The sequence below is a fragment of the Ruminococcus sp. AM42-11 genome (assembly GCF_003480145.1).
Classification (GTDB): Bacteria; Bacillota; Clostridia; order Lachnospirales; family Lachnospiraceae; genus Blautia_A; species Blautia_A faecis.
In genome coordinates, this window is sequence record NZ_QUIO01000007.1 from 1 (window position 1) to 26221 (window position 26221).

Consider the following 26221-nt stretch of genomic DNA (forward strand, 5'->3'; position numbering starts at 1 on the left):
TGGACTTGCCCGAATAACCGCCCGACCTATCCGACACAATGCGCAAGTGCCGGATAGGAACGGCAAAATTTTTTACACTTCTATTACTTCTTTATCGCACATCAGTAAAGTCACAAGGAATAAAACAGTTGATGGCGGGCGGTGGCATCGTACTGATTGGAATAAACCTGATTCCACAGCTTGCAACTTTGTTTGGATAAATAAATGGGTGGAATAACCGAAAAAATAACAGAGTTCATAAAGGATCTGCTAACAGGCTGGATCACATCAAACCTGGATACCATGTTCACCGATGTAAATACCAAAGTAGAAACGATTGCTACAGAGGTTGGGAAAACACCCCAAAATTGGAACAGTGGCATTTTTTCCATGATAAAAAATCTGTCGGATAATGTCATTGTCCCCATTGCGGGGATGATTATTACATTTGTACTGTGTTATGAGCTGATTTCCATGATTATGGAAAAAAACAATATGCACGATACGGATACGTTTATGTTTTTCAAATACATTTTTAAGATGTGGGTAGCGGTATATCTGGTTACTCATACTTTTGATATTGCGATGGCAATTTTTGATGTAGCGAATCATGTGGTATCCAATGCTGGCGGTATGATAACCGGTTCCGCATCTATTGATGTTACAGAAGCATTGAAAACGCTTCTTGAAACGCAGATTGAAGATATGGGAATCGGAGAATTACTGGGGCTTGGTCTGGAAACGATGCTGGTCAGTTTATGTCTAAAAATCATATCAGTCCTGATTACCGTCATTTTATATGGACGAATGATAGAAATATATCTTTATGTCTCTGTGGCACCTATTCCGTTTTCAACATTTACGAACAGGGAATGGGGAAGTATTGGAAATAATTACGTGAAGGCATTATTAGCGTTGGGATTCCAGGGATTTTTTATGATGGTATGTGTTGCGATTTATGCAGTTCTGGTAAATGCTATTACAGTTGCGGATAATCTTCATACAGCTATCTGGTCAGTTGCAGCATATACAGTTATTTTATGTTTCAGCCTGTTTAAGACCAGTTCCCTGGCAAAATCAATCTTCAATGCACATTAGGAGGAAACAAGAATATGGCATATGTTCCAGTGCCGAAAGATTTTTCAAAAATAAAGACAAAATTAGCACTGAATTTAACTAAAAGACAAATTATATGTTTTTCTCTGGCAGGAATTTGTGGTGTTCCGGTCTATTTGCTGACAAAAGCAGGACTGGGAACAGATGTGGCAGCAACGCTTATGATCATAGTGATGCTGCCATTTTTCTTTTTTGCAATGTATGAAAAGGATGGATTTCCAGCAGAGAAAATATTGCTTCACATTATCCGGCAGAAATTTTTAAGACCTGGAATCAGGGTCTATCGTTCCCAAAACTTATATGACCGGATTATAGAGTACGATAAATTAGAGAAAGAGGGTGCATGGCTTGAGAAAAAGGCAAAAGAAGCCAGGGAAGCGAGAAATCCGTTCCATTTCCTTAAAAAAGCAGACCGAAAAAAATAAGAAACAGAAAACCGGACTTACGAAAGAAGAAAAAAAGCGTCTGAAAGAACTTCGGATGATAAAAGCGGAGAATCAGAAGAAGAGGAAGCCTTTTACAGCGCAGGATACGATTCCATATAAGGAAATATATAAGGATGGTATCTGCAGGACAGATGATAACTATTATTCAAAGATGGTGCAGTTCTACGATATAAATTACCAGTTAGCGCAGAATGATGATAAAGCGGCTATTTTTGAGAACTATTGTGAGTTCCTGAATTCATTTGACAGCTCTGTTGAGGTACAAATTACATTTCTTAATCAACAGGTGAATTTTGATGAGTATGCAAAAAATATTGATATTCCAGAGCAGGATGACTGTTTCAATGATATTCGGAAAGAATATTCGGATATGTTGAAAATGCAGCTTTCCAAAGGAAATAATGGGCTTGTAAAAACAAAATATATTACATTTTCCATTAAGGCGGATAATCTGCGAAATGCAAAATCCAGGCTGGAGAGAATTGAAGCCAGTGTATTGAATAATTTTAAGGTGATGGGAGCCATGGCAGAGCCTTTAAATGGGGTAGAACGTCTGAAAATTCTGCATGATGTGATGAATATGGACACAAAAGAATCTTTCCATTTCCATTATGGGATGGTTGCAAAAACAGGTCTGCAGACAAAAGACTTTATTGCACCTACCGGATTTGATTTTCGCAATGACAGCTATTTTCGGATGGGACAGACTTTTGGATGCGTGTCATATTTACAGATTACATCACCAGAACTTACGGATAAACTGCTGGCAGATCTGCTGGATCTGGAAGAGAATCTTATCATCAATATGCACCTGCGTCCAATTGATCCCAAGGCAGCTATTAAAAGCCTGAAAAGTACGCTGTCAAATATTCAGAAAATGAAAATTGAAGAACAGAAGAAAGCGGTCAGAAGCGGATATGATATGGATATTATTCCAACGGACATTTCTACATACGGAGAGGATGTGGAGGGATTGCTCAATGAAATCCAGTCCAGGAATGAGAAACTTTTTGAACTTACTTTTTTGCTGATGAATACAGCGGACAATAAGAGAAAACTGGACAATATTGTGTATCAGACTGCAGGAATCGCCCAGAAATATAATTGCAATATACGGAGACTTCAATATCAGCAGGAACAGGGACTTGTGGCATCACTACCACTGGGAATGAACCAGACTGGAATACAGAGAATTATGACTACGACTTCTACAGCAATCTTTGTTCCGTTTACCACACAGGAACTTTTCCAAGGCGGTGAAGCTCTTTACTATGGCTTAAATGCACTGTCAAACAATCTCATTATGGTGGATCGGAAACGATTGAAAACACCTAACGGCCTGATTTTGGGTACTCCTGGTTCCGGTAAGAGTTTTGCAACGAAAAGAGAAATTCTCAATGTTTTCCTGATTACAGACGATGACATTATTATCTGTGACCCGGAGGGAGAATATTTTCCGCTGGTAAATGCCTTAAATGGTGAAGTTATTAAAATCAGTGCAAAAAGTAATGATTACATCAATCCTATGGAAGTGAACCTGGATGTTATTTATCATCCGGAGAAATACAGGATTAATGGCGATGTGGAGGATATTGATACCATTATTGCTGATAAAGCAGAGTTTATCACATCTTTCTGCGAGGTCATTATGAAGAAACCTCAAAATGCAGAATTAAATGGTGATGAGGTTTCCATGATTGACCTGTGTGTAAAAGACATTTATAAAAAATATCTTTACAATGATCCAAAACCGGAAAATATGCCGACTCTGCAGGATTTCTATGAACGTCTGAACTTTTATGCACCAGATAAACCAGCAGCACAGAACATTGCCAACAGTCTGCAGTTGTATGTAACAGGATCGCAGAATGTATTTAACCATCGAAGTAATGTCGATACGCAGAACAGAGTGGTATGCTTTGATATCCGGGAACTTGGAACCACACTACGAAAAGCAGGGATGTTGATTGTCCAGCATATGGTTTGGACAAGAGTATCACAGAACCGCAGTCGCAGGAAATCAACCCGTTATTATGTGGATGAATTTCACCTTTTGCTGAACCAGCCACAGACTGCTAATTATTCTATTGAAATGTGGAAGAGATTTCGTAAGTGGGGTGGAATCATTACAGGAATCAGTCAGAATGTAACAGATTTTCTTGGCTCTCTGGCAGTAGAAAGTATTGTGGGAAACAGTGATTTTATCCTGATGTTAAATCAGCACAGCGGGGATCAGAAGATCCTTGCGGAGAAATTGAATATTTCCAAGCATCAGATTTCTTTTGTAAATAACAGTAATGCAGGAGAAGGGCTGCTTTTTTACGGAAATGTAATCATACCTTTTGCAGACAGATATCCGCAGGATACCAGAACCTATGCTTTGATGAGTACTAAACCGGATGAGATTCAGACTTAACGGACAAAAAAGCAGAGGTGAGGTACATTGGGAAAACAAAAATATACGGCGAAAGAGAAGAAAGTCAGCCGTATGACCAGAAATGGTCTGGTTGAGGAAAATCTTGCAACAAAGGAGACCAGAAAAGTTACAAACAGCGATCAGGAGTTGCCTTATAAACAGAAGGATGTAGAACAGGCATTTATTACTTCTGAAAAGAAGAAAAACTCTCATAAAAAAGCTGAAAAGAAACAATTTTCCGAAAAAGTTCAGGAGGGAAATCCTGCCAAAAAAGAAGAGGCTGCAAACAGTCCTCCGGGAAAACGAAAAACACAGGGACGGTACAGATATCGGGACAAGCCTGCAGGTGTATCTGTGGATTCAGCGGTAGAAATACGTGAGCGCAAAGAAAAACACAGGAGCCAGTATCAGCGACAGAAAAAGAAACAGCAGAGACTGCAGTTTGGAAAACTGGAGACAGATGGAAGTCTGAAGAAAGAAAAGAAAACTTCGGCTGAAACAGATGGAGGACATTTTCAGGCAGAGAAGAATGATGTTTCTACAAACCGAAAAAAAGGAAAGCAGAAATATAGCCGAAAAACAATAAAAACTTATCAGGAAGTGGATAAGGCTGCAAGAAAACAGGAAGCTGAGAGGCAGAACAAAATTCCGAAAGATTCTGTTTATACCAAGAAAACAAATGAGGAACAGAAAGCAAAGGTAAAGTACCATTTATATTTCGACAAAAAACAGGGAAAACGGATGGTAAAAAGAAAACCTTGTCTTCTGTTCCAAAGAAAGCATTAAAAAATGCAGTATATCAGAAAGCAGGCGAAGACGAAGAGGAAAACAGTGCTGTAGATGCAGCACATAAGCTGGTGCGTTCAGGTGAGTGGATATTACAGGAACATAGCAGTAGAAATATCCGGAAGAACCGCAGTCAGATACATAAAGAAAACCGTTTAGAGCAAAGAGCCTGGAAGAGTGCATCCAGGTATCAATATCAGAAATATCTGGAAGAACATCCAGAGATGCAGAAAAAGCTGATCAGAAAATTAATACAGAAGCAGAGGATTAAGCGAGAGTATCAGATGGCATACCGGGCTGGGAAGATTGCAAAAGAAACAAAAGACACCTCAATCCGGTCAGTAAATCTTGCTACTAAAATTGCAAGAAAGGCACAGGAAGTATTTGTAAGAAATGTAACTACTCTGATCTCAATGGGGTTGTTATTGATTTTGCTTCTTTCCGTAATGACAGGATTTGCTTCCTGTTCGGCTATGTTTTCTAATGGAATTTCTACGGTAATCGCTTCCAGTTACATTGCGGATCCGGACGAAATTGAAAAAGCAGAGTTGTATTATACGCAGTTGGAAGCCAGTCTTCAACAGAAAATAAACCAGATGGAAGCCCGGTATCCAGGAAAAGATGAATACAGATATAACATTGGTGAAATCGGCCATGATCCCCATACATTGATCAGTTATCTGACTGCCAGGTATGGGGATTTTAAGTTTGATGAGATAAAAGGAGAACTGGAAACAATTTTTTCTTTACAGTACGGAATCACCGTAGAGGAAAAAAGTGAAACCCGGCAGGAAACATCTACAATACAGGTAGGGCAGTCATTGGGAAATGTTGTGACCAGTGGATACTGTAACTGTCCTATCTGCTGTGGCGTGTGGAGTGGAGGACCAACTGCTTCAGGGGCAATGCCACAGGCTAATCATACGCTTGCGGTTGATGCTGCAAACCCATTTCTTCCAATGGGGACGAAAGTAGTGATGAATGGGATTGAGTACACCGTAGAAGATACTGGAAACTTTGCCCAGTATGGTGTCCAGTTTGATGTTTATTATGATAATCACGCAGTAGCTGAGGCACATGGTCATCAGACCTGGGAATGTTTTCTGGCAGAGGGCAATCAGAACTCTGTGGAAGTTACCCGTACAGTAACTGCAGATGTACTGAATGTTTCTGTTCAGGCAAAACCGCTTAGAAGTGTTATTCTGTCCAGAATGGAAGAGGATGAGCAGGAAATTTATGAAGAGGTCTATTCCAACAGAGGAAATTTACAGACATATAAAACTCCGGTTGAGTTAAACTGGTATGCCTATATCAGTACCTATTATGGGTATTCTGTAAACAATGGAACCGGGCAGACACAACTTCACAGAGGTGTGACGGTTAATGTACGACAGGGGACAGAAGTGAAGTCAGCGATGAATGGTTTTGTTGTAGATGTAGGATATAGCGGAACTTTTGGAAATTATGTAGTTACGCAGGATAAAAAAGGTGTGCAGATTAAATACGCTTATCTGCAGAGCATTTCGGTAGCAAATGGTCAGGAAGTAACAACAGATACTGTAATTGGTACAACGGGAAGTACAGGAAGTGCAACCGGAAGCCAGTTATATTTGGAACTGGTCAAAGATGGGGAATATTATAATCCTGTTTTTTATATCAGTACCGGAGATAGCGGGCTGTATGGTGGAGGCGGCAGTTATGATGATGAGACTGTGCGGAGATTATTTGCGGAAGCAGACAAATATCTTGGTATGCCGTATGTATGGGGCGGTTCCAGCCCGGAGACTTCTTTTGACTGTTCTGGTTTTGTAAGCTATGTGTTTACCAATTCGGGTGTCTGCAATATGGGAAGACTTACTGCACAGGGAATTTATGACATTTGTATGCCTGTATCACCAGAAGAAGCAAGGCCAGGAGATATTATCTTTTTCACTGGGACGTATGATGCGGGAGAGCCGGTTACCCACGTAGGAATTTATGCCGGAGATGGACAGATGATCCATTGTGGAAATCCAATTCAGTATACGTCCATTAATTCTGCATACTGGCAGTCTCATTTTTATGCTTTTGGCAGGCCATAAGGAGGGGCGTATTTGAACATTGAACGAATAAAAGAAGAACTTGCAAGAACCTACGTTAAGATTGAAAAGCTACAGAAAAAAGCAAGGGATCTGGAAGAACAGAAGAAACAGGCAGAGGATATGGAGTATCTGAAAATTATCCGAAGCAATGGAGTTTCCGCAGAGGAACTTCAGTTGATGATTGATATCAGCAAGGAGGAACAAAAAAAGATATTGGAAACCAGAGAAAAGGAGCAGACAGAAAATGAAGAAATTTCATAAAAGAGCAGCTGTATTTTTAACCGCAGCTACGTTAGCAGGACTTCCGGCAGGAGCTTTCTTTTATAGTTCGCCCGGAAGTCTGACTGTATGGGCAGATAATGTAGAAGTGGAATCATCAGAAGAAAGCAGCCCGGAAGATGTTGATTTTTCAGATGGATCAGAAGTTGAAATTCATGCAGATCCAGTGGAACAGGCACAGGAAGATGCAGGAAATGATGTGACGGAAACACCAGAAGTAGGGATTACCTTTACAGAACCCGAAGGCTGGCAGACAGATACGGCAACCGTAAAAATTCAAGTGGAAGATACAAAGAATACAGGTGCTTTTTCTATTGCAAAAGTAGAAGCAAGACTTTCAGAAAATGGAGGATGGTCAGACATAACCGGAAATATGGAAGTATCCATCTCTTCTAATTGTAGTGTTTATGTGAGAGTTACCGATCAGAATGGAAATACTTATGAGCAGAATCGTTACATAGAGTGTTTTGATAAAACCAAACCAACTATTATTGCGGCTGCGAAGAATGGGATACTGATCGTGCAGGGAGTTGATGCGGAATCGGGAATTGCTGCTTTGTATGTCAATGGAAATGAATTCACAGAACTGACGAATAATACGTTAAATGTCCGTTTGCAAAAAGCGGATACTTCCTATGAATACTTTACCCTGCAGGCAAAAGACAAAGCAGGAAATATGTCAGAGATCTATAAAGTAGGAAACCCTTATTATGAAAATCCAGATGCAGTAAAAGAGAATACAGAGGTTTCCGGAACGGAGCAGAATGCAGCTTCTTTGCCAGCCGATGGAACTGCAAGTAAGCCCACCAGTGCTACGGCAACCGTAACGGAACATCAGACAACGAACGAGACTGCTACTGCACCAACAGAACCAGAAAACACAGGAAATGAAACGGATACAGAAGCAGATACCGGACGGGTGCAGGGAGAAAGTTCTGCTTCCGGCATGACAACAGGAACAGTTCAGGACAAAGGGGGAAAGGAATTTTATACGATCAAGACAAAAAGTGATAAGGTTTTTTATCTGATTGTAGATAAGGATAAAACGGATGAAAATGTTTATCTTCTTACAGAGGTAGGCGAAAATGATCTTTTGAACTTTACGGATACCAACATGGTCACACTTCCACAGAACCAGGCTATTGCAGAATCCGCACTGCCACTTGAAACAGAGAAGATCACAGAGACACCGGAACCAGAAGTTACGATCATACCGGAAGAAAAGGAAGAACCTGAGAAGAAAAGCAATAATTCCGGCACGATTTTATTAATGCTGCTGGTTCTGGCAGGAGTTTGTGGTGCTTACTATTATTGGAAATTTATGAAAGGAAGAAATACTTCTTTTGATTATGAAGAGGACGAGGACGACGATGAGGAGGAAGAAGATACAATTCGTGAGGATGATGAAGAATTAGAAGAATATGAAATGGAAGGTGAAGTAGAAGACGAAGAATCAGAGGAATAACTTTGTTTCACTTAATTACAGCGACAGGTGCAGAAAGGAGATTGAAAATTGCAGCTTGTAATTGCGGAAAAACCCAGCGTAGCCAGAAACATTGCGAAGGTGCTTCATGCCACAAACGTAAAAGATGGCTACCTGGAAGGAAAAGAATATCTGGTTTCCTGGTGTATTGGGCATTTGATTGAACTGGCTAGTGCGGATCAGTACCGGGATGACTGGAAAGCATGGAGATATGAGACACTTCCTATGATCCCGGAGAATTGGAAATATCAGATCAAAGAAAGTACCAAAGGGCAGTTTCGGATTTTAAAGGAATTGCTTCACAGAGCAGATGTCACAGAAATTATATGTGCAACAGATGCAGGAAGAGAAGGGGAGTTGATTTTCCGTCTGGTATATAACCAGGCAGAATGTAAACTTCCCTTTAAAAGACTGTGGATTTCTTCCATGGAGGAAAAAGCAATTCTGGAAGGATTTCAGCAGCTGAAAGATGGACATGAATATGATGATCTTTATTATTCTGCAGTGGCGCGAAGTGAAGCAGACTGGCTGGTAGGAATTAATGCCACCAGACTGTTTACGGTACTGTATCACCATCGGTTGATTGTAGGTCGGGTGCAGACACCTACACTTGCAATGCTGGTGGAACGGGAAAAGAGCATCGAGAACTTCCAGAAAGAGAAGTATTATCTGGTTCATCTTCTGATGGATGGATTGGATGCTGTAAGCAGCCGGATAAAAGAGAAAAGTGCTGCCGTTCAGATGATGGAGGATATGAAGGATGAAACTGCACAGATTCTTTCAGTAAAGAAAGAGAAGAAAAAGGTACAGCCGCCGAAATTATATGATCTGACCACATTACAGAGGGAAGCAAATCGTCTTCTTGGATTTACGGCACAGCAAACCTTGGACTATACCCAAAGCCTTTATGAGAAGAAACTGGTGACGTATCCAAGGACGGATAGCCAATATCTTACAGATGATATGGAAGAAAATGCTCTTCTGGTTGTCGGGGCAGTAAATAGTATGTTTCCTGAAATGTCAATAAAGGGTTCAGAACCAGATATAAAGAGACTTTTGAACAGTAAAAAGGTATCAGATCATCATGCAATTATACCAACGGTAGAAATTACAAACATGGATTTAAAAGCACTTCCGGGTGGAGAAAAGGAAATTCTCATGCTGATTGCATCAAAGTTATTATGTGCATCGGAACAGGAATACATATATGAGAGTATTAAGACTGAAATTTCCTGTCATGGAGAACTGTTTACTGCATCTGGAAAGAATGTTCTCCAATATGGATGGAAAGAAGTGGAAGAACGGTTCTTTAAATCATATGGGAAAAATGCAGAAAAGCCAGAAGAGGAGGAAAGTGATTTTCCAGATATAAAAATAGGACAGGTATTTGAATGTGTTGTTGTAAAATTTAGTGAACATTTTACAGCACCGCCGAAACATTATACGGAGGATACGCTCCTTAGTGCCATGGAACACGCTGGAAGCTCGGATACGATAGAAGACGCAGAGAGAAAAGGGCTTGGAACTCCGGCTACCAGGGCAGCGATTATTGAAAAACTGATTGAGAAAGGCTTTATTGAGCGTAAAAAGAAGCAGATATTACCTACAGCAGATGGAAGAAATCTGATCAGGATTCTTCCGGAAATGATCAAATCACCAAAACTTACAGCAGAATGGGAAAATGATCTGACACTGATTTCCAGAGGCCAGAAAAATGTAGAAGAATTTCTCTTCGAAATTGAAAAAATGGTTACCAAATTGGTAAGTGATAATGGACAGCCAGTGGAAGAATACCAGAAACTATTTTCAGATGGTCGGAAAGAAATTGGAAAATGCCCAAGATGCGACAATAAGGTTTATGTGGGAAAGAGAAATTATTATTGTTCAGGAAGTGATTGCAGTTTTACTTTATGGAAAAATAACCGATTTTTTGAGAGTCAAGGAAAAACACTTGATGAAGCAACTGTCAGGAAGCTGCTGAGTGAGAAGCAGGTGCATTTCAAAGATCTGGTATCAGAGAAAACAAAAAGGAAGTATGAAGCAACTATAAAGATGGAGGTTTCAGAAACCGGAAATCCAAAGTTTCAGTTGATTTTCCCGGAACGGAAGAAAGGAAAAAAGAATGAAGAATAAAAAAAATATGAGAAGATTTTTGTCGGGATTCTTGGCAATGCTTACAGTGTTATCTACAATGCTATCTCCAATACTGTCCTATGCGGCAGATGTAGTGCCAGTGCCAGAAGAGCCACCGTTATACGAAGCGGTAAAAAATGAACTTGATGCAGATGAGGTGGTAAAAGCAAAAGATCTGGAACTGGAAACAGGCAGTATTTTTGAAGTGGAGAAAGATTTTACCGGACTGGAAATACCAGATGAAAAAAAGGTGAAGATCACTTTCCATGAGGCAAAAAATGAGGAAAAGCAGGACTTTACAACAGATTACGAAGATACATACAAAGCTGTTTATTATGTAGAGCCAGTAAGTGGCCACCCAATTTATCAGATCAATCGTAAGCTGATTGTAAAGGAAGCGGTGGTGCAGGTTGCTGAATCTGAGAATCAGGAATCTGTAAGCAACCAGGAAGATGAGAATGAAGCAGAAGGCGAGGAACCAGCCATAGGCACTGCAGAGAGTGAAGAACCTGTGCAGGATGAGGTAAATGTAGAAATTCCGTCAGAGGATGAAATCTATGAAGAAGTAACTCCGACAGAAATTCCGGTTGAGGAAGAGCCAATAGATACACCAATCCCGGAAAACCCGTCTGAGGAAGTTTCAACAGAAGAACCTGCCATAGATGATAATCCGGATACAGACAGCACATTTGAAGAAATTACAGATACAGATCCGGAAGAAATGCCAGAGGCGACAGACGACTCTTTTACAGATGGAACAGAGAAAACAGAAGATGCAGATGGAAATTATCAGGTAAATATTGTTCGTGGAGAGGAATTTCATATTGAGCTGAACCATGAAGATGGACAGTATCAGCCAGGAGAAACCGTTGTTTTTTCCGGAGATATGCCGCAAGGCAGCTTAATTGCAGTAGGAACAACAAAAGTACAGGCAAACCAGACAGAGAATACAGAAGATTTATTGTATTCTGAGGTGACTTATCACGAAGAATCGGATAAATTCAGTTTTGAAATGCCAGCAGATGACATTGATCTAAGTGTTTCCATGGATCAGGCAGAAAACGGTATCATGTTACTTGCAACCGATACTCCATGGGATGATGCAACAAATATTGAAGCAAATAAATATTACTATTATTCAGATGGCCAGCTTCATCCGTTTGATACAGTTATGGGACAGGGTGGAAATGACAGCTACAAATATGTTCGTTACAAAGCAGGCGGAAAGACTTATACAGTAAATGCGTATTGTATGCAGCACTCCATGCAGTCACCTCCAAGTGGGACAACATATAAAAATATGGTTGAACTGGATGAAGGCGGAGATGATAAATATTTGAGAAAAGCCTTATTCTATGGATATGGCGGTCCAGGATGGGGACATACATTCAATGGATATAATGTAAAATCCATTATGGAAAAATATGGATGCAGTTCTGAGACAAGAGCCATGCAGCATTACCTGGTTGACTATTTATATGATGGCGAATCCGGATTTGGAGGTGCGCTTTCTACAACCGCTAAAAATATGCTGAAAGAGATTAAAGCAGCTCTTGCTAAAATGCCTGATCCGACAGCAATGAAACTTCTTCCAGGACTTTCCGTTAATGCAACGGGAAAGGAAACTGAAAGTTTTACCTGGAAGGCAAATGAAGCATTTACCATTACCATTCATCTGGAGAACGGAGTAAGCCTTGTTAATGAAACCACAGGAAAAACGGCATCTGGAAATGTCACTGTAAAGGGTGGAGAGAAATTCCATCTTGTAGCTACAACAGCCAATATGGGCAGTCTGAAAGGAAAGTATGCGATCACTTCCAATTTTCCCCTGGATTTCCATGCAATGCTTTTAAAACTGGAGAGTTCACAGGACATTGGTTTTGGCTACTATACAGATTCCTCTGACCTGCAGATTACAGTTGACTGGCCGGAAGAAGCAGTTATTGAAATTACAAAGAAAGATGGAGATACTGGAAAAAATCTAGCTGGAGCCGTGTATGGGGTATATAGTGATAACGCCTGCACAAAGCTGATTGTTAAGATGCCGCCAACAGACAGCAATGGTTCTTCACGTGTAACTCTTACCAAGACACAGGATACTGTTTACTTAAAAGAGATTACAGCACCGGAAGGTTATGTTGTCCAGGCTTCTTCGTATGGAGTGAAATTAGTAGTTGGCAGTACAACCAAACAGACTGTAACGGACAAAGAGCAGAAAGGAAATCTGACCGTTTATAAAGAGGGAGAAGTTTTTGTAGGAGCTGTATCTGATGAAAATGGAACTTCATTCCAGTACGAGAAACGCCGTCAGAAAGGAGCCGTTTATAACGTATATGCTGCCGAGGATATTGTAACAGCAGGTGGAAAAACAGTTTACAAAAAAGGCGCAGAAGTAGCGAAAAATCTGATCACAGGTGAGGACGGTTCTGTAACGGTAAAGAATCTTCCGCTTGGAAGCTATAATGTAACAGAAGCACAGGCCCCGGAAAATTTTTATAATGCAAAAGAAACAAAAAAAGTAACCATTTCTTATGCAGGGCAGACTGCAGAAGCGGCTTTCTCAGAGACTACCTTTACAAATGACCGTCAGAAAGCAGTGGTGCAGGTGATAAAGAAAGACAAAGATACTGAAAATACACTATCCGGAGGGCATTTTGCTCTGTTTGCAGCGCAGGATATGAAAACTGTGGATGGAAAAGTAGCAGTAAAAAAGATGCTCTGATTGAGACTGCAATTACTGGTACTGATGGAAAAGCAGCATTTAAAGCAGATCTTCCAGTGGGATTTTCTTATTATGTAAAAGAAGTCCAGGCTCCGGCTGGTTATGTCAGAAATGAGAAAGATACTTATTCTTTCCAATTCAGTTATACCAATGATGAACAGGCAAAAATTTCTTTCAGTCATACTTTTGTGAATGACAGGGTCAGTGCTGCAATCTCTTTGAATAAAAAAGATGCCGAGACAAAAGAAAATAAGGCACAGGGAGATGCTTCCCTGGAAAATGCGGTGTATGGACTTTATGCAAGAAACGACATTACCCATCCAGATGGAAAGACAGGCGTTATTTATAAAGCCGGAAGCCAGATTGGTACGCTAACTACCGATAAAGAAGGAAAAGCAAGGATAGAGAATCTTTATCTTGGAGAGTATTACATCAAGGAAATTACCCCATCCGTAGGATATCTGGCAGACGAGCATGAATATGATCTTGTATGCAGTGATGAAGGTGATCTGACAGCGGTTGTAGAAAAAGAGTGTACCTCACTGGAAACGGTGAAGAAACAGCCGTTTGAACTTATTAAAGCTGCCAATAATGGAGACACAGATGCTGCATTACTATCCGGAGCTGGATTTAGTGCATATTTGGTATCTTCTTTGGTGGTAAAAGAGGATGGAAATTATGATTTTTCCTCTGCAGAGCCGGTTGTGATCGGTGAAAATGGAGCAACAGAAATTTTTACAAATGAGAAAGGTTATGTAAAATCCATTGCAATTCCATATGGAACATATCTGGTGAGAGAAACTACAACACCCCATAATTACAAACCTGTAGATGATTTTATTGTCCGGATTACAGAGAATAAACCAACAGAGCCGCAGACATGGAGAGTTCTTTTGGACAAAGAATTTTCTGCAAAACTGAAAATCATCAAACAGGATGATGAGACTAAAAAATCAGTTTTAATTCCGGGAACAGAGTTTAAAATTTATGATATGGATCATGAAAAATATGTAGAGCAGGTAACTACATACCCGACAACTGTTACACATACCTCATATTTCACAGATATAGATGGATATCTGATACTGCCTCAGAATTTAAAAATTGGTCATTATAGAATCGAAGAGGTAACAGCACCGGACGGTTATACCATTAACAAAAATTATGTCGAAATACAGGTGGATACCAATACCCTGTATCAGACGGATCCGGTTTCAGGTGATGCGGTCATTGAAGTGGTATATGAGGACCATTCGGTGAAAGGAAAACTCACTGTACAGAAAAAAGGAGAGGTTCTTTCGACCTATAAGAATGATTTTAGGTATGAAGTTCAAAACCTTTCCGGTGCAGTATATGAAGTATATGCTGCAGAGGATATCTATACAGCAGATTTCCAGAAAGATGATACAGGAAAAAGAATCCTGAAATATGCAAAGGGTGAAAAAGTTGCAGAACTGACAACGGATGAATCCGGAAAAGCAGAGCTTGATAATCTGCCTCTAGGAGAATACAAAGTTGTAGAAAAGACTGCACCGGAGGGATTTGTATTAAATGAAGAAGAACAGAAGATTTCTTTCGTCTATGCAGACCAGAATACACCAGTGATCTCACAGAGTGCAGAGTTTATAAATGACCGCCAGAAAGTAGAAGTGTCAGTTGTGAAAAAAGATGCTGAAAATGAGAAAGGGCTTTCTGGAGCAGAGTTTGGTCTTTACGCAAAAGAGGATATAAAAGCAGGGATAAGGTACTGGTAAAAGCAGACGAACTGCTTACAAAAGCGGTAACAGGTGAAGATGGAAAAACTGTTTTTGAGCAGGATCTGCCATTTGGAACTTATTATATAAAAGAACTGGCAGCACCAGATGGTTTTGTATCTTCAGATGAGCAGATTGAGGTGACTGCGAAATATCAGGGACAGGAAGTAAAAACAGTAAAACTGGAAACCGTTTTTAAGAATGAGCCGACAACAACTGAATTTACGAAATCAGATATTACAACAGGTGTGGAACTTGACGGAGCAACACTGACGGTTTTGGATTCAGACGGAAAAGAAGTAGAAAAATGGACTTCTGTAAAAGGAAAAGCTCATGTAATAAAAAGACTCCATGTGGGAAAAACCTACACACTTCGGGAAGAGTTTGCACCATATGGTTATCTGCAGGCGGAGGAAGTGAAATTTACAGTTTCTGATACTGCAGATGTTCAAAAAGTAGAAATGAAGGATGCTGTTCCGGTTGGACGAATCATCATCAATAAAAAAGGTGAATTTGTCAAGGAAGTTACCTGGAAAGATATGCTGGCAGGCGGCATGGACGCAGCATTTGGCTATGTTACAGGTTCTTTGAAAGATGTTACTTTTGAAATTTATGCAGCGGAGGATATCAAGGCTGCAGATGGGGAAAGCAGTGATTATTATAAAAAGGACGAATTGGTAGCAACAATTACGACAGATGCTCTTGGATATGCAAGATCAGAAGATCTTCCTTTAGGCAAATATTATGTAAAGGAAAAAGAGACGGCGGATGGATATGTTCTGGATGGAGAAATCAGAGAGGTTGATCTGACTTATCGTGATCAGAATACTCCGGTTGTGACTTATGATGAGGACTGGCAGAATAACCGCCAGAAAGCAAAAGTAACTGTAGTTAAGAAAGAAAAAAATACAGACCGTGTTCTGGAAGGCGGAGTATTTGCACTTTATACAAAGAATGATATTTTAAATGCAGAAGGCGAAGTAATCCTGAAAGCAGATACCATGATCGAGCAGAAAGCTACGGATCAGGATGGAAGGATTGTATTTACGGCAGATCTTCCAATCAATGGCAACTACTATGTAAAAGAAGTGCAGGCTCCTGCTGGATTTGTGACAACAGAAGAAATCAAGGAATTTGATTTTGCTTATGCGGGAGAAGAGGTTGCAGAAGTATCCTTTGAGTTCACTTATGAAGATGAGCCAACTACTTTTGAAATCACAAAATCAGATATTACAACCGGGGAAGAATTACCAGGTGCAAAACTGAAAGTATCCGATTCAGAGGGAAACGTTGTGGATGAGTGGACTTCCGGAAGCACACCACACATCATTAAGGAACTGGAAGTTGGAAAGAAATATACATTAACAGAGACAATTCCTGCTGATGGTTATGCAACTGCAGAATCCATTACGTTTGTAGTAGAAAATACTGCAGATATACAGAAAGTAGAAATGCAGGATGATACAACAAAAATTCTGATCAGTAAAGTTGATATGACAGATGGAAGCAGCGAGGTCAAAGGTGCTAAACTGTATATTCTTAATGAAAACCAGGAAGTTATGGAAAGCTGGACATCTGGTGATCAGCCCCATTATGTAGAGAAACTTTCAGTCGGCACTTATACGTTGTTGGAGGAAACAGCACCGAAAGGCTATATTGTGGCAAATAAAGTGACATTTGAGGTTAAGGACACCGGAGATGTTCAGGGAGCCAAAATGGAAGATGAACAGGCAATGGGCAAGGTAATCTTAAATAAAACGGATAAAGATACCAAGAAGCCAATGAAAGGTGTAGAATTTGCCCTTTGTGACAGCAAAGGTAAAGTTCTGGAAACTCTGGTAACAGACAGTGCTGGTCATGCAGAATCAAAGAATTATCCGATTGCGACTTTTAAGAATGGGCAGTATAAAAAAGCAATCACATATATCCTGAAAGAAACAAAAACACTGGATGGCTATCAGCTTGATGAAACCGAGCATAAGATTCAGTTTGAATATGTCAATGACCGTACTCCTGTGATTGAATATACTCTGGATCTGACAAATAAGAAAGCTCCGGAAAAAGACACTCCGGAAACATCAGAAAACCAGGGAGTCAGCACTCCTGGTTCCCATGGTTCTGATGCGACTTCTGTATCCAATTCACCAAAAACAGGAGATAATACAAATATTGCTATTTTTGTGCTGGCACTTGCAGTATCAGCAGGATGTCTGGGAACTGTAGTGACAGTTAAGAGAAAACGCAAATGATAATATAAATAGTGTTCTGGGGCTGTGGTTACTGCACAGCCCCATTTTGAAAAGGAGAAGAAATTGAAATTAGGAGCAAGAATAAGAAAAATCCGTATGTTTCGCAACATAACTCAAAAGGAATTGGGACGCAGGTTAGGATATGGGGAAAGTAGTGCGGATGTGAGAATCGCCCAATATGAAAGTGGACAGCGTACACCGAAGCAGGAAACGCTTATCCGGATAGCAGAAATATTGGAAGTTGATGTCCGGAATTTTTTAAGTCCTGGAATTGCGACAATGGACGAATTAATGGAAACTTTATTCTGGATGGATGAAGAAAATAGAGGGCTTTTTCATCTGTTCCTGCTAAATGATTCAGAAAGTGAAACAGTTGGAATCACAATAAGGGATAAAAAAACAATGTCTTATCTGCAGGAATGGATGGGGAAAAAGCAGAAACTGGGCGATGGAAGAATCACAGAAGAGGAATATCTGGAATGGAAACTGCATTGGCCAGAGGATAAGAGAAAAACAGAATATAAAACCGTATGAAGTAAAAAGGAATTGCTTTGCGGAGAGTTACCTGTTAGAATATTACTGGAGTAACCGTGTACAGGGTTGGTAAAAACCTCCTGGATTTTCAGATCCCGTTAAGGGATACAGAAGAAGGGAGGTGGAGCGAATGGATACATACGAAGTCTTGAGCTTATTGTTCTTAGGCGGTACGTTTCTGATTGCTTTGCTTGCCTATTTGGATAATAGGGACAACAAGCGAAAAAAATAGCCTACCCTGTCTGCCAACAGGATAGGCAGCTCTCTTTGAGAGCAAAATAAATTAAAACCTAATCCAGGAGCATCCACCTTGTGGGCGGTTACTCTTTTCAATTAGAATATAGCATTTTCTCTCCGAAAAGTAAAGTACATTTTATGCAGCCAATTCTAAAAAGAGTAGGCTGTTTTTTATTGACAGGAGGGAAGTTAAATGTCTAAACTACAGGACATCCGAAACTTGATACAGGAACATGCCGTATCAGTGAGCAGTTCGCCAGGGGATTGGATGGATTATATGGACACAGCATCAAGGTTATATCGGTATTCTTTTTCAGACCAGCTTCTGATCCATGCACAGCGTCCAGACGCAACAGCCTGTGCATCACTGGAACTATGGAATGAAAAGATGTTACGCTGGGTAAATCGTGGTGCAAGAGGAATTGCCCTGTTTGATGAAACCTGGCAGAACACCAACTTCGTTATGTGTTTGATATTTCGGACACCCACATGGTAGCCGGAGGCAGAAGCCCGTATCTGTGGCAGATGCAGGAACACCAGAGAGAAGAGATCCTTACGCATCTGGAAGAGGTCTATGGTCTGGAAGAAAAGGATACGGCAACCTTGCAGGACGCATTGATGGCGGTCGCAAGGGAGATGGTCAGTGACAATCTGGAAGAATATCTGGATGGATTGGAATATGCAGTAGAAAATACTTATCTGGAAGATTTGGATGAGGTGACGATCCGCAGTGATTTCCGTCAGCTGGTAACAGACAGTGTTTACTATATGCTTTCCAGACGATGTGGGATTGAGCCAATGGAACTTCTGGAAGAAGAGGATTTCATGCACATCACAGATTACAACCATCTGTCTGCCCTTACATTCCTTGGAAATGCAGTGAGTCAGCTCAGTGAGAGTATTCTGATCGATATTGGAAGAATTGTACATAAAATTTCTCTGGAAGAAGCGAGAAAAGAGGTTGAAATTTCAAAGGAAAGGAATTATAATAACTTTACCACGTTAATGCGTGAAACTAAAAACCGGGATGCAGAAACGAAAAAAGAAGAAAATATTGAAAATGAAGGAGGAACCGATTATGGAACTGACATATCATCGCAAGGGAGATTACCTGTTTCCGAATCTGACCGTCGAAGAGGAAGAAGTGACGATCGGGAAATACGGGATGCTGCGGAGGACATTTCTGAAGGAACACAAGAACAGCCTTTATCAGAGCCTGTTCCTGACCGGGAAGCTGAACAGCCATCTGGAACAGATCGAGAAAGCAGCACAGGAGAGAATGGACAGCCAGATGGAGAAATTACTGGAGAAGAATCCGGCACCGGACAAGGAAGCAGATCCGATGGCATGGACAGCACACATGAACGCACTGATGGCAACAGCGGAAGAGAGCATCTTGACGGAATTGGTATACAGTTAGTCGAAGATACAAGAGAAGATGGATTGAGTAAAGCAGAGGAAGAGATCGCCTCTGCTTTATCTTTGCCCGAATATCCAACCGCAAATGAACAAAGACGGCAGATCGAGGAAAGGGCAGCTGCCCTTTATGCCGGAGAAATCCCGATTCCAGAGGAAGTTGTTGATGAGATCTTACGGACAGGAGGAAACCGGAAAGCCAGCCAGCTCCGGATCATCTATAATTTCATGAGCGAACAGACACCGGAGGAATATACGGAGTTTGTAAAGCGTGAATACCGTAAAGGTGGAAAAGGCTTTCAGATTGATGGAAATGAATATTCAGTCTGGTTTGATGAAACTGGGATGCAGATCTCAGTGGGGCATACGGTTACAGACCATATCTTAGATAAGGCATTTTTATCATGGGAGGATGTCAGCGGACGTATCCATCAGCTTTTAGACCAGGGTGAATATGCACCACAGTCTGTATTGGATGCGGCAAGAAGTAATGCAGTAAAAGAACACGCCCAGGCTCTTGCCTATATGAAAGGGGATATGGCAGAAGGAGTAGCGGAGATTGTCTTTGACGAAGAGGACTTACCACATCTTCGCAGTATTTATCCAGAGATCACGGATTATTTAGAAGAAAAAATAGAAGATCCCCAGTGGCTTTCGGAACTGAATGAGAGACTGGATGCACTGGCAGAAGCCTATGAAATGGACAGCTCTCTTATGCGTTTCCATCACTATAATCCGATAAATATCTCAAAGCAGTTTCAGAAGTTTGCTGCGGAGGTCATCCCTTATCAGGCAAGAGATGGGTTTGCATGGAAAGAACATCAGATGTTCATTACCCAGGATGAGATAGATGCTTTTCTCGCAAGGGGTGGCCCTTATTCAAAAGATAGGCTCAAAACTTATTCTTTTTATTTGTTAAATGAAAATGAAAAATCCAGAACGGATTTTATTAAAGAAAAGTATGGAACCAATAAAAGGATTCATGCACTGCCTGATGTAGATGAGTTTTATGTAAATTATGATAGGAAAGGACTGCTTCTTGCAAGAGGTGATGATAATAGTCCATATACTTCAATTTCATTATCTTGGAAGAAAGTTGCCAATAGAATATCCTATCTGATAAAGAACGACCAGTTCCTGCAGGCAGAAGATTATGTCCATATGTCGGAGTATGAACGGGAACAGATGGCGAATAAGATACTTAGTTTTTATGCTCGTCTTCCGGAAGGAATAGACAGACCATTTACCAATGACTTTTTTGGGGATGTGTCGAGAGCAGAATTGATGGCAGTGTTGGAAGGAACAGAGCAGACAGAGGAACTGTTACAGAAGATGGATGCGGCATTGGCAGCTCTGCCATTGGATTTTGAAGCATATGGGACAAACTATCAGCAGAAAACAGAACTTCTTTCGGAACTTCATCAGTATGTAGAGGGGACTTACACAATATTCCCAACACCGGAAGCAGAACCATCCTTTGCGGGGCCGTCTGGTCATCAGATGACCATGTTTGATTTCTTAGATACTAAGTCGGTAACAGAACCGACCGTAGTAGATATGTCAGATGTAGAGGAAATAGAAGAGGAAGAGGTTACTGCCAAAGAAGATATTCCGGAAAGTCAGGAACAGGAAAAAGCTGTGTTAGAACCACACAACTTCCGTATCCAGGATAATGACCTTGGTGCAGGCGGTCCGAAGGCAAAGTATAAAACAAATATGGAAGCCATCCATTTGTTACAGACTTTGGAGAAAGAAGAACGTCTGGCAACACCCGAAGAACAGGAAATCTTATCCCGTTATGTTGGATGGGGTGGCATCCCACAGGCATTTGAGGAGAGTAACAGCAGCTGGGCGAATGAGTATCTGGAATTAAAGAATACCTTATCATCAGAAGAATACAGTGCAGCAAGGGCATCGACCTTAAACGCTTTTTATACGTCCCCGACCGTGATCCGAAGTATGTATGAAGTACTGGAAAATATGGGACTGAAACAGGGAAATATTTTGGAACCGTCCTGTGGTGTCGGTAACTTTATGGGACTGATCCCGGAGAGTATGGGCAAAGCCAATATGTATGGTGTGGAACTTGACCCGGTTTCGGGCAGGATCGCAAAACAGCTTTACCAGAAAAATAAGATTGCAGTACAGGGATTTGAGGAAACCAGTTATCCGGACAGCTTTTTCGACTGTGTGATAGGCAATGTTCCATTTGGGGCGTATCAGGTCAGTGACCGCAGATATGACCGGCATCATTTTATGATCCATGATTATTTTATTGCAAAATCCCTTGATCTGGTGCGTCCGGGCGGCGTAGTTGCAGTGGTAACTTCCAGTGGAACGATGGATAAGCAGAATCCGGCAGTGAGACAGTATATCGCAAACCGGGCAGAACTGCTTGGAGCCATCCGATTACCGAATAATGCATTCCAGAGAAATGCCAATACCAGCGTTGTTTCTGATATTCTGTTTTTCCAGAAAAGGGACAGGGCATCCATTGAGGAACCGGAATGGTTAAATCTAAAGGAAACACAGGAAGGCTATTCAGTCAATGCTTATTTTGCAGAGCATCCGGAAATGGTGCTTGGTGAGTTTACTACAGAAAGTACCCAGTATGGAAAGCAGGAAGTGACCGTAAAACCAAAAGAAGGAATTACCTTAGAAGAACAGTTAAAAGAAGCCGTCCAGAATATCCATGGCACGATCACGGAACTGGAACTTTCGGATACAGAGCTGGAGGAGGATGTTGTCTCTATCCCGGCAGACCCGGAGGTAAAGAATTTCAGTTTTACCGTAGTGAATGATGAAGTCTATTACCGGGAAAATTCTGTGATGAACCGCATGGAGCTTCCGGCAATGACAGCGGAACGTGTCAAAGGGATGGTGAAGATCCGTGATGTTACGAATGAACTGATCCAGTGTCAAATGGAAGAGGGAAGCGCTGAACAGATCACAAAGCTGCAGGAAAAACTCAATGAAGAATATGATGCCTTTACAGCAAAATATGGTCTTATCAGCAGCAATGCCAATAAGCGGGCATTCAGCCAGGACAGCAGCTATTGTCTTTTGACTTCTCTGGAATTTCTGGATGATAAGGGAGAACTGAAACGGAAAGCGGATATTTTTACCAAAAGGACAATCCGCAGGGCAGAAACGGTAACTTCTGTAGATACTGCCAGTGAAGCACTTGCGGTTTCTATCGGTGAGAGGGCAGGCGTTGACCTTTCCTATATGGCACAGCTTTCCGGGAAAACAGAAGAGAAGCTTACCGAAGAACTGGCGGGGGTAATCTTTAAGAATCCGATTAGTGAAAAATGGGAGCCATCGGACGAATATCTTTCTGGAAATGTAAGAGAGAAACTGCAGATCGCCAAACAGTTTGCAGAAGATCACCCAGAATATCAGGTGAATGTGCAGTATTTAGAGCAGGTACAGCCAAAAGATCTGGATGCGTCAGAGATTGAGGCAAGACTTGGAGCAACCTGGATTTCAGAGAACTATATCACACAGTTCATGGCAGAGACATTCCATACACCAAGATATTATGTAGGGAGCAAGGTCAAAGTCCAGTATGCCGAAGTGACCGGACAATGGAATGTTATGGGAAAGAATGTGGACAGCTACGGAAATGCCCTTGTCACTTCCACTTATGGAACACAGAGAGCCAATGCCTACCGTCTTTTGGAAGATGCCTTAAACCTTAGAGATACCAAGATTTATGACACGGTACAGGATGCCGAGGGGGAACACCGGGAATTAAACCGGAAGGAAACAATGCTGGCACAGCAGAAGCAGGAGCTGATCAAAGAGGAATTTAAAGAGTGGATATTTAAAGACCTGCACCGACGGGAAGATCTCTGTAAGATTTATAATGAACGATTTAACAGCATCCGTCCACGGGAATATGATGGAAGCCATATTCAGTTTGTCGGCATGAACCCGGAGATCACCTTGATGCCGCATCAGAAAAACGCAGTGGCTCATGTGCTGTATGGAAATAATACGTTACTGGCTCATTGCGTAGGAGCAGGAAAGACGTTCCAGATGATCGCAGCCGGTATGGAATCAAAACGGCTGGGACTCTCACAAAAGAATCTTTATGTTGTGCCAAACCATCTGACCGAGCAGTGGGGCAGTGATTTCCTACGTCTCTATCCGGGAGCAAATATCCTGGTGGCAACGAAGAAAGACTTTGAGCCGGCAAACCGAAAACGGTTCTGTTCCCGTATTGCGACAGGGGATTATGATGCCGTGATCATCGGCCATACGCAGTTTGAGAAAATCCCTCTTTCAAGAGAACGGCAGATTGCCATGCTGGAAGATCAGATCGCAGATATTACGTTTTCCATTGAAGAAGCGGCACATCAGGCAGGGCAGAATTATACCATCAAGCAGTTGGAAAAAACAAAGAAGAGTCTGCAGGCGAGGATGAAGAAACTCAATGACCAGACTAGAAAGGATGATGTAGTAACTTTTGAGCAGTTGGGTGTAGACCGGCTGTTTGTGGATGAGAGCCATAGTTTTAAGAACTTTTTTGTATACAAAAATGCGGAATGTGGCGGGTATCTCACAGACGGATGCACAGAAAAGTTCGGATATGTTTATGAAATGCCGGTATATGGATGAACTGACAGGCGGCAGAGGAATCACCTTTGCTACAGGTACTCCTGTATCAAATAGTATGACCGAGCTTTACACTATCATGCGTTATCTTCAGTATGACACACTCATGCGTATGGGTATGGGACACTTTGATTCCTGGGCGGCAACGTTTGGGGAGACAGTAACCGCAATCGAATTATCACCGGAAGGAACGGGCTATCGTGCGAAAACACGGTTTGCCCGTTTTTTTAATCTTCCAGAGCTGATCTCCATTTTTAAGGAAGCTGCGGATATTCAGACATCGGATATGCTGAATCTTCCTGTACCGGAAGCAGAGTTTATCAATGAAGTCTTAAAACCAAGTGAAGAACAGCAGGAAATGGTCAGTGCCTTTTCGGAACGTGCGGAAGAAGTAAGAGCCGGTCTTGTGAATCCAACGGTGGACAACATGCTCAAGATTACCAATGACGGAAGAAAATGTGCATTGGATCAGAGGCTATTAAATGAACTCCTTCCGGATGCAGAAAAAAGCAAGGTCAATACCTGTGTGGAAAATGCTTTTCAGGTATGGGACGAGGGAAAAGCAGACCGGACAACACAGCTGATCTTCTGTGACTTGTCTACTCCAAAAGGGGATGGGACTTTCAATGTATATGATGATGTCCGAAACAAACTGGTTGCCAGGGGAATCCCGAAAGAAGAGATTGCTTTTATCCATGAATACAACACGGAGGCAAAGAAAGCGGAACTGTTTGCAAAGGTACGGGCTGGACAGGTGAGAATCCTGATGGGTTCCACTCCAAAACTCGGTGCAGGTACCAACGTACAGGACAGACTGATTGCTCTCCATCACCTTGACTGTCCATGGAAACCGTCTGATCTGGAGCAGCAGGAAGGACGTATCTTAAGACAGGGAAACCAGAATGACAAAGTAAAGATATTCCGGTATGTGACGGAAAATACTTTTGATGCGTATATGTGGCAGATTTTGGAGAATAAGCAGAAGTTCATCAGCCAGATCATGACCAGTAAATCCCCGGTCAGAGCTTGTGAAGATGTGGATGATACGGCACTGTCCTATGCCGAGATTAAGGCTCTTGCTACAGGTAATCCGTACATTAAGGAAAAAATGGATCTGGATGTGCAGGTGAGTAAGCTGAAACTTCTAAAGGCAAACCACACCAGTCAGATTTATCGTCTGGAATCCGATATTGCAAAGAATTTCCCGGTACAGATCAGTGCATTGAAAGAGCGGATTGCCGGGATGCAGATAGATTCCCAGGTAGTAAAAAGCGTGGATTTACAGGACAATGACACGTTTGTCATGACGGTAGGGAATGTCCTTTATGAAGATAAGAAAGAAGCAGGCGAAGCGTTGATCGCTGCTTGTGCAGGATTAAAAACCGTCAGCACCGGCGGAAAGGTCGGAGAATATCATGGGTTTACGTTATCCGCTTCCTACAATATGTTCTCCAATGCGTTTGAACTGACGGTCAAAGGAAAATGCTCTTATAAGCTGGAGATCGGAAAAGACCCGGTAGGAAATATGCAGCGTATCCATAACACCCTTTCTTCCATTGACAGGAAGCTGACGGAAAGTGAGCAGAAATTGGAAACCGTACAACAGCAGCTTGCTACTGCACAGGAAGAGGTAAAGAAACCATTCCCGAAAGAAGCAGAGCTGAATGAAAAGATGGAACGGTTATCCGAGTTAAATGCATTGCTGAACATGGATGAAAAGGGTAATGAGACGATTATGGCAGATGAGGATATTGGCAGAGAAGGAAGTAGCACAGATAGCAGGGATACTGCAGAAGAAAAAGAACTTCCGGAAACAGCAGACAGAATCCATAAGCCATCTATTCTGGAACGCTTAAAGCAGGAGAAGGCACAGCAGAATACAGCGGAACAGCCACCTGTACAGAAAGCTGCAAAGAAAAAACACGAACAGGAGTTATAAAAGATTTCCCGTCAGAGTTTTCTCTGGCGGG

General features: G+C 41.6%; 16 protein-coding genes and 3 pseudogenes. All 19 read left to right on the forward strand.

What is annotated here, in order from left to right; genetic code table 11:
• Nucleotides 1-107 precede the first annotated feature (107 nt).
• Nucleotides 108-200 (forward strand): annotated as a pseudogene (locus DW904_RS25035) (Maff2 family protein); the annotation flags it as partial.
• A 4-nt stretch (nt 201-204) separates the two neighbouring features.
• Nucleotides 205-1077, forward strand: a complete 873-nt coding sequence (locus tag DW904_RS05800) for a VirB6/TrbL-like conjugal transfer protein, CD1112 family (RefSeq protein ID WP_005426566.1) — start codon at nt 205-207, stop codon at nt 1075-1077.
• Nucleotides 1078-1091: 14 nt separating this feature from the next.
• Nucleotides 1092-1520, forward strand: a complete 429-nt coding sequence (locus DW904_RS05805) for a PrgI family protein (protein WP_005426563.1) — start codon at nt 1092-1094, stop codon at nt 1518-1520.
• The gene (locus DW904_RS05810; protein ID WP_342982470.1) at nt 1435-3957 is read left to right on the forward strand and encodes a VirB4-like conjugal transfer ATPase, CD1110 family; all 2523 of its coding nucleotides are present in this window, start codon (nt 1435-1437) and stop codon (nt 3955-3957) included. The genes DW904_RS05805 and DW904_RS05810 overlap by 86 nt, the downstream gene beginning before the upstream one ends.
• A gap of 27 nt (nt 3958-3984) precedes the next feature.
• The gene (locus DW904_RS05815; RefSeq protein WP_118578490.1) at nt 3985-4743 is read left to right on the forward strand and encodes a hypothetical protein; all 759 of its coding nucleotides are present in this window, start codon (nt 3985-3987) and stop codon (nt 4741-4743) included.
• Nucleotides 4716-6824, forward strand: coding sequence for a CD1108 family mobile element protein (locus tag DW904_RS05820; RefSeq protein WP_243110313.1), 2109 nt, complete (start codon nt 4716-4718; stop codon nt 6822-6824). The genes DW904_RS05815 and DW904_RS05820 overlap by 28 nt, the downstream gene beginning before the upstream one ends.
• 12 nt (nt 6825-6836) lie before the next feature.
• Nucleotides 6837-7085 carry a DUF4315 family protein gene (locus DW904_RS05825; protein ID WP_021652602.1) on the forward strand — a complete coding sequence of 83 codons (249 nt, stop codon included), beginning with the start codon at nt 6837-6839 and terminating at the stop codon, nt 7083-7085.
• Nucleotides 7069-8568: a CD1107 family mobile element protein gene (locus DW904_RS05830; RefSeq protein ID WP_005426557.1), complete on the forward strand. Its 1500-nt coding sequence runs from the start codon at nt 7069-7071 to the stop codon at nt 8566-8568. Before DW904_RS05825 ends, DW904_RS05830 begins: the two co-directional genes overlap by 17 nt.
• Nucleotides 8569-8616: 48 nt before the next feature.
• Nucleotides 8617-10719, forward strand: coding sequence for a DNA topoisomerase 3 (locus DW904_RS05835; protein WP_044925917.1), 2103 nt, complete (start codon nt 8617-8619; stop codon nt 10717-10719).
• Entirely contained in the window at nt 10709-13441 is a 2733-nt protein-coding gene (locus DW904_RS23650) for a SpaA isopeptide-forming pilin-related protein (RefSeq protein ID WP_243110314.1), read from the forward strand. Before DW904_RS05835 ends, DW904_RS23650 begins: the two co-directional genes overlap by 11 nt.
• Nucleotides 13442-13452: 11 nt before the next feature.
• Nucleotides 13453-15195: a SpaA isopeptide-forming pilin-related protein gene (locus tag DW904_RS23655; RefSeq protein ID WP_243110323.1), complete on the forward strand. Its 1743-nt coding sequence runs from the start codon at nt 13453-13455 to the stop codon at nt 15193-15195.
• An 11-nt stretch (nt 15196-15206) separates the two neighbouring features.
• A pseudogene (locus tag DW904_RS23660) lies at nt 15207-15296 on the forward strand (SpaA isopeptide-forming pilin-related protein); the annotation flags it as partial.
• A 39-nt stretch (nt 15297-15335) separates the two neighbouring features.
• The gene (locus DW904_RS23665; RefSeq protein WP_243103315.1) at nt 15336-17444 is read left to right on the forward strand and encodes a SpaA isopeptide-forming pilin-related protein; all 2109 of its coding nucleotides are present in this window, start codon (nt 15336-15338) and stop codon (nt 17442-17444) included.
• 63 nt (nt 17445-17507) lie between these two features.
• The gene (locus DW904_RS05845; RefSeq protein WP_110925748.1) at nt 17508-17978 is read left to right on the forward strand and encodes a helix-turn-helix transcriptional regulator; all 471 of its coding nucleotides are present in this window, start codon (nt 17508-17510) and stop codon (nt 17976-17978) included.
• Nucleotides 17979-18108: 130 nt separating this feature from the next.
• On the forward strand, nt 18109-18210 hold the full coding sequence (locus DW904_RS23670; protein ID WP_015524590.1) for a putative holin-like toxin: 102 nt from the start codon (nt 18109-18111) through the stop codon (nt 18208-18210).
• A gap of 198 nt (nt 18211-18408) precedes the next feature.
• Entirely contained in the window at nt 18409-18711 is a 303-nt protein-coding gene (locus DW904_RS23675; RefSeq protein ID WP_243110315.1) for a hypothetical protein, read from the forward strand.
• A 22-nt stretch (nt 18712-18733) separates the two neighbouring features.
• A complete protein-coding gene (locus tag DW904_RS24480) occupies nt 18734-18862 on the forward strand; it encodes a hypothetical protein (protein ID WP_259893456.1) in 129 nt (42 codons plus the stop codon).
• Nucleotides 18863-19293: 431 nt separating this feature from the next.
• On the forward strand, nt 19294-19635 hold the full coding sequence (locus DW904_RS23680) for a TnpV protein (RefSeq protein ID WP_118049814.1): 342 nt from the start codon (nt 19294-19296) through the stop codon (nt 19633-19635).
• Between the two features lie 1649 nt (nt 19636-21284).
• A pseudogene (locus DW904_RS23685) lies at nt 21285-26190 on the forward strand (SNF2-related protein); the annotation flags it as partial.
• Between the last annotated feature and the right edge of the window lie 31 nt (nt 26191-26221).

Coding starts and splice junctions, on each gene's coding strand:
- DW904_RS05800 (WP_005426566.1), top strand. CDS start 205: ATGGGTGGAATAACCGAAAAAATAACAGAGTTCATAAAGGATCTGCTA.
- DW904_RS23675 (WP_243110315.1), top strand. CDS start 18,409: ATGTCTAAACTACAGGACATCCGAAACTTGATACAGGAACATGCCGTA.
- DW904_RS05805 (WP_005426563.1), top strand. CDS start 1,092: ATGGCATATGTTCCAGTGCCGAAAGATTTTTCAAAAATAAAGACAAAA.
- DW904_RS23650 (WP_243110314.1), top strand. CDS start 10,709: ATGAAGAATAAAAAAAATATGAGAAGATTTTTGTCGGGATTCTTGGCA.
- DW904_RS23680 (WP_118049814.1), top strand. CDS start 19,294: ATGGAACTGACATATCATCGCAAGGGAGATTACCTGTTTCCGAATCTG.
- DW904_RS05830 (WP_005426557.1), top strand. CDS start 7,069: ATGAAGAAATTTCATAAAAGAGCAGCTGTATTTTTAACCGCAGCTACG.
- DW904_RS23670 (WP_015524590.1), top strand. CDS start 18,109: ATGGATACATACGAAGTCTTGAGCTTATTGTTCTTAGGCGGTACGTTT.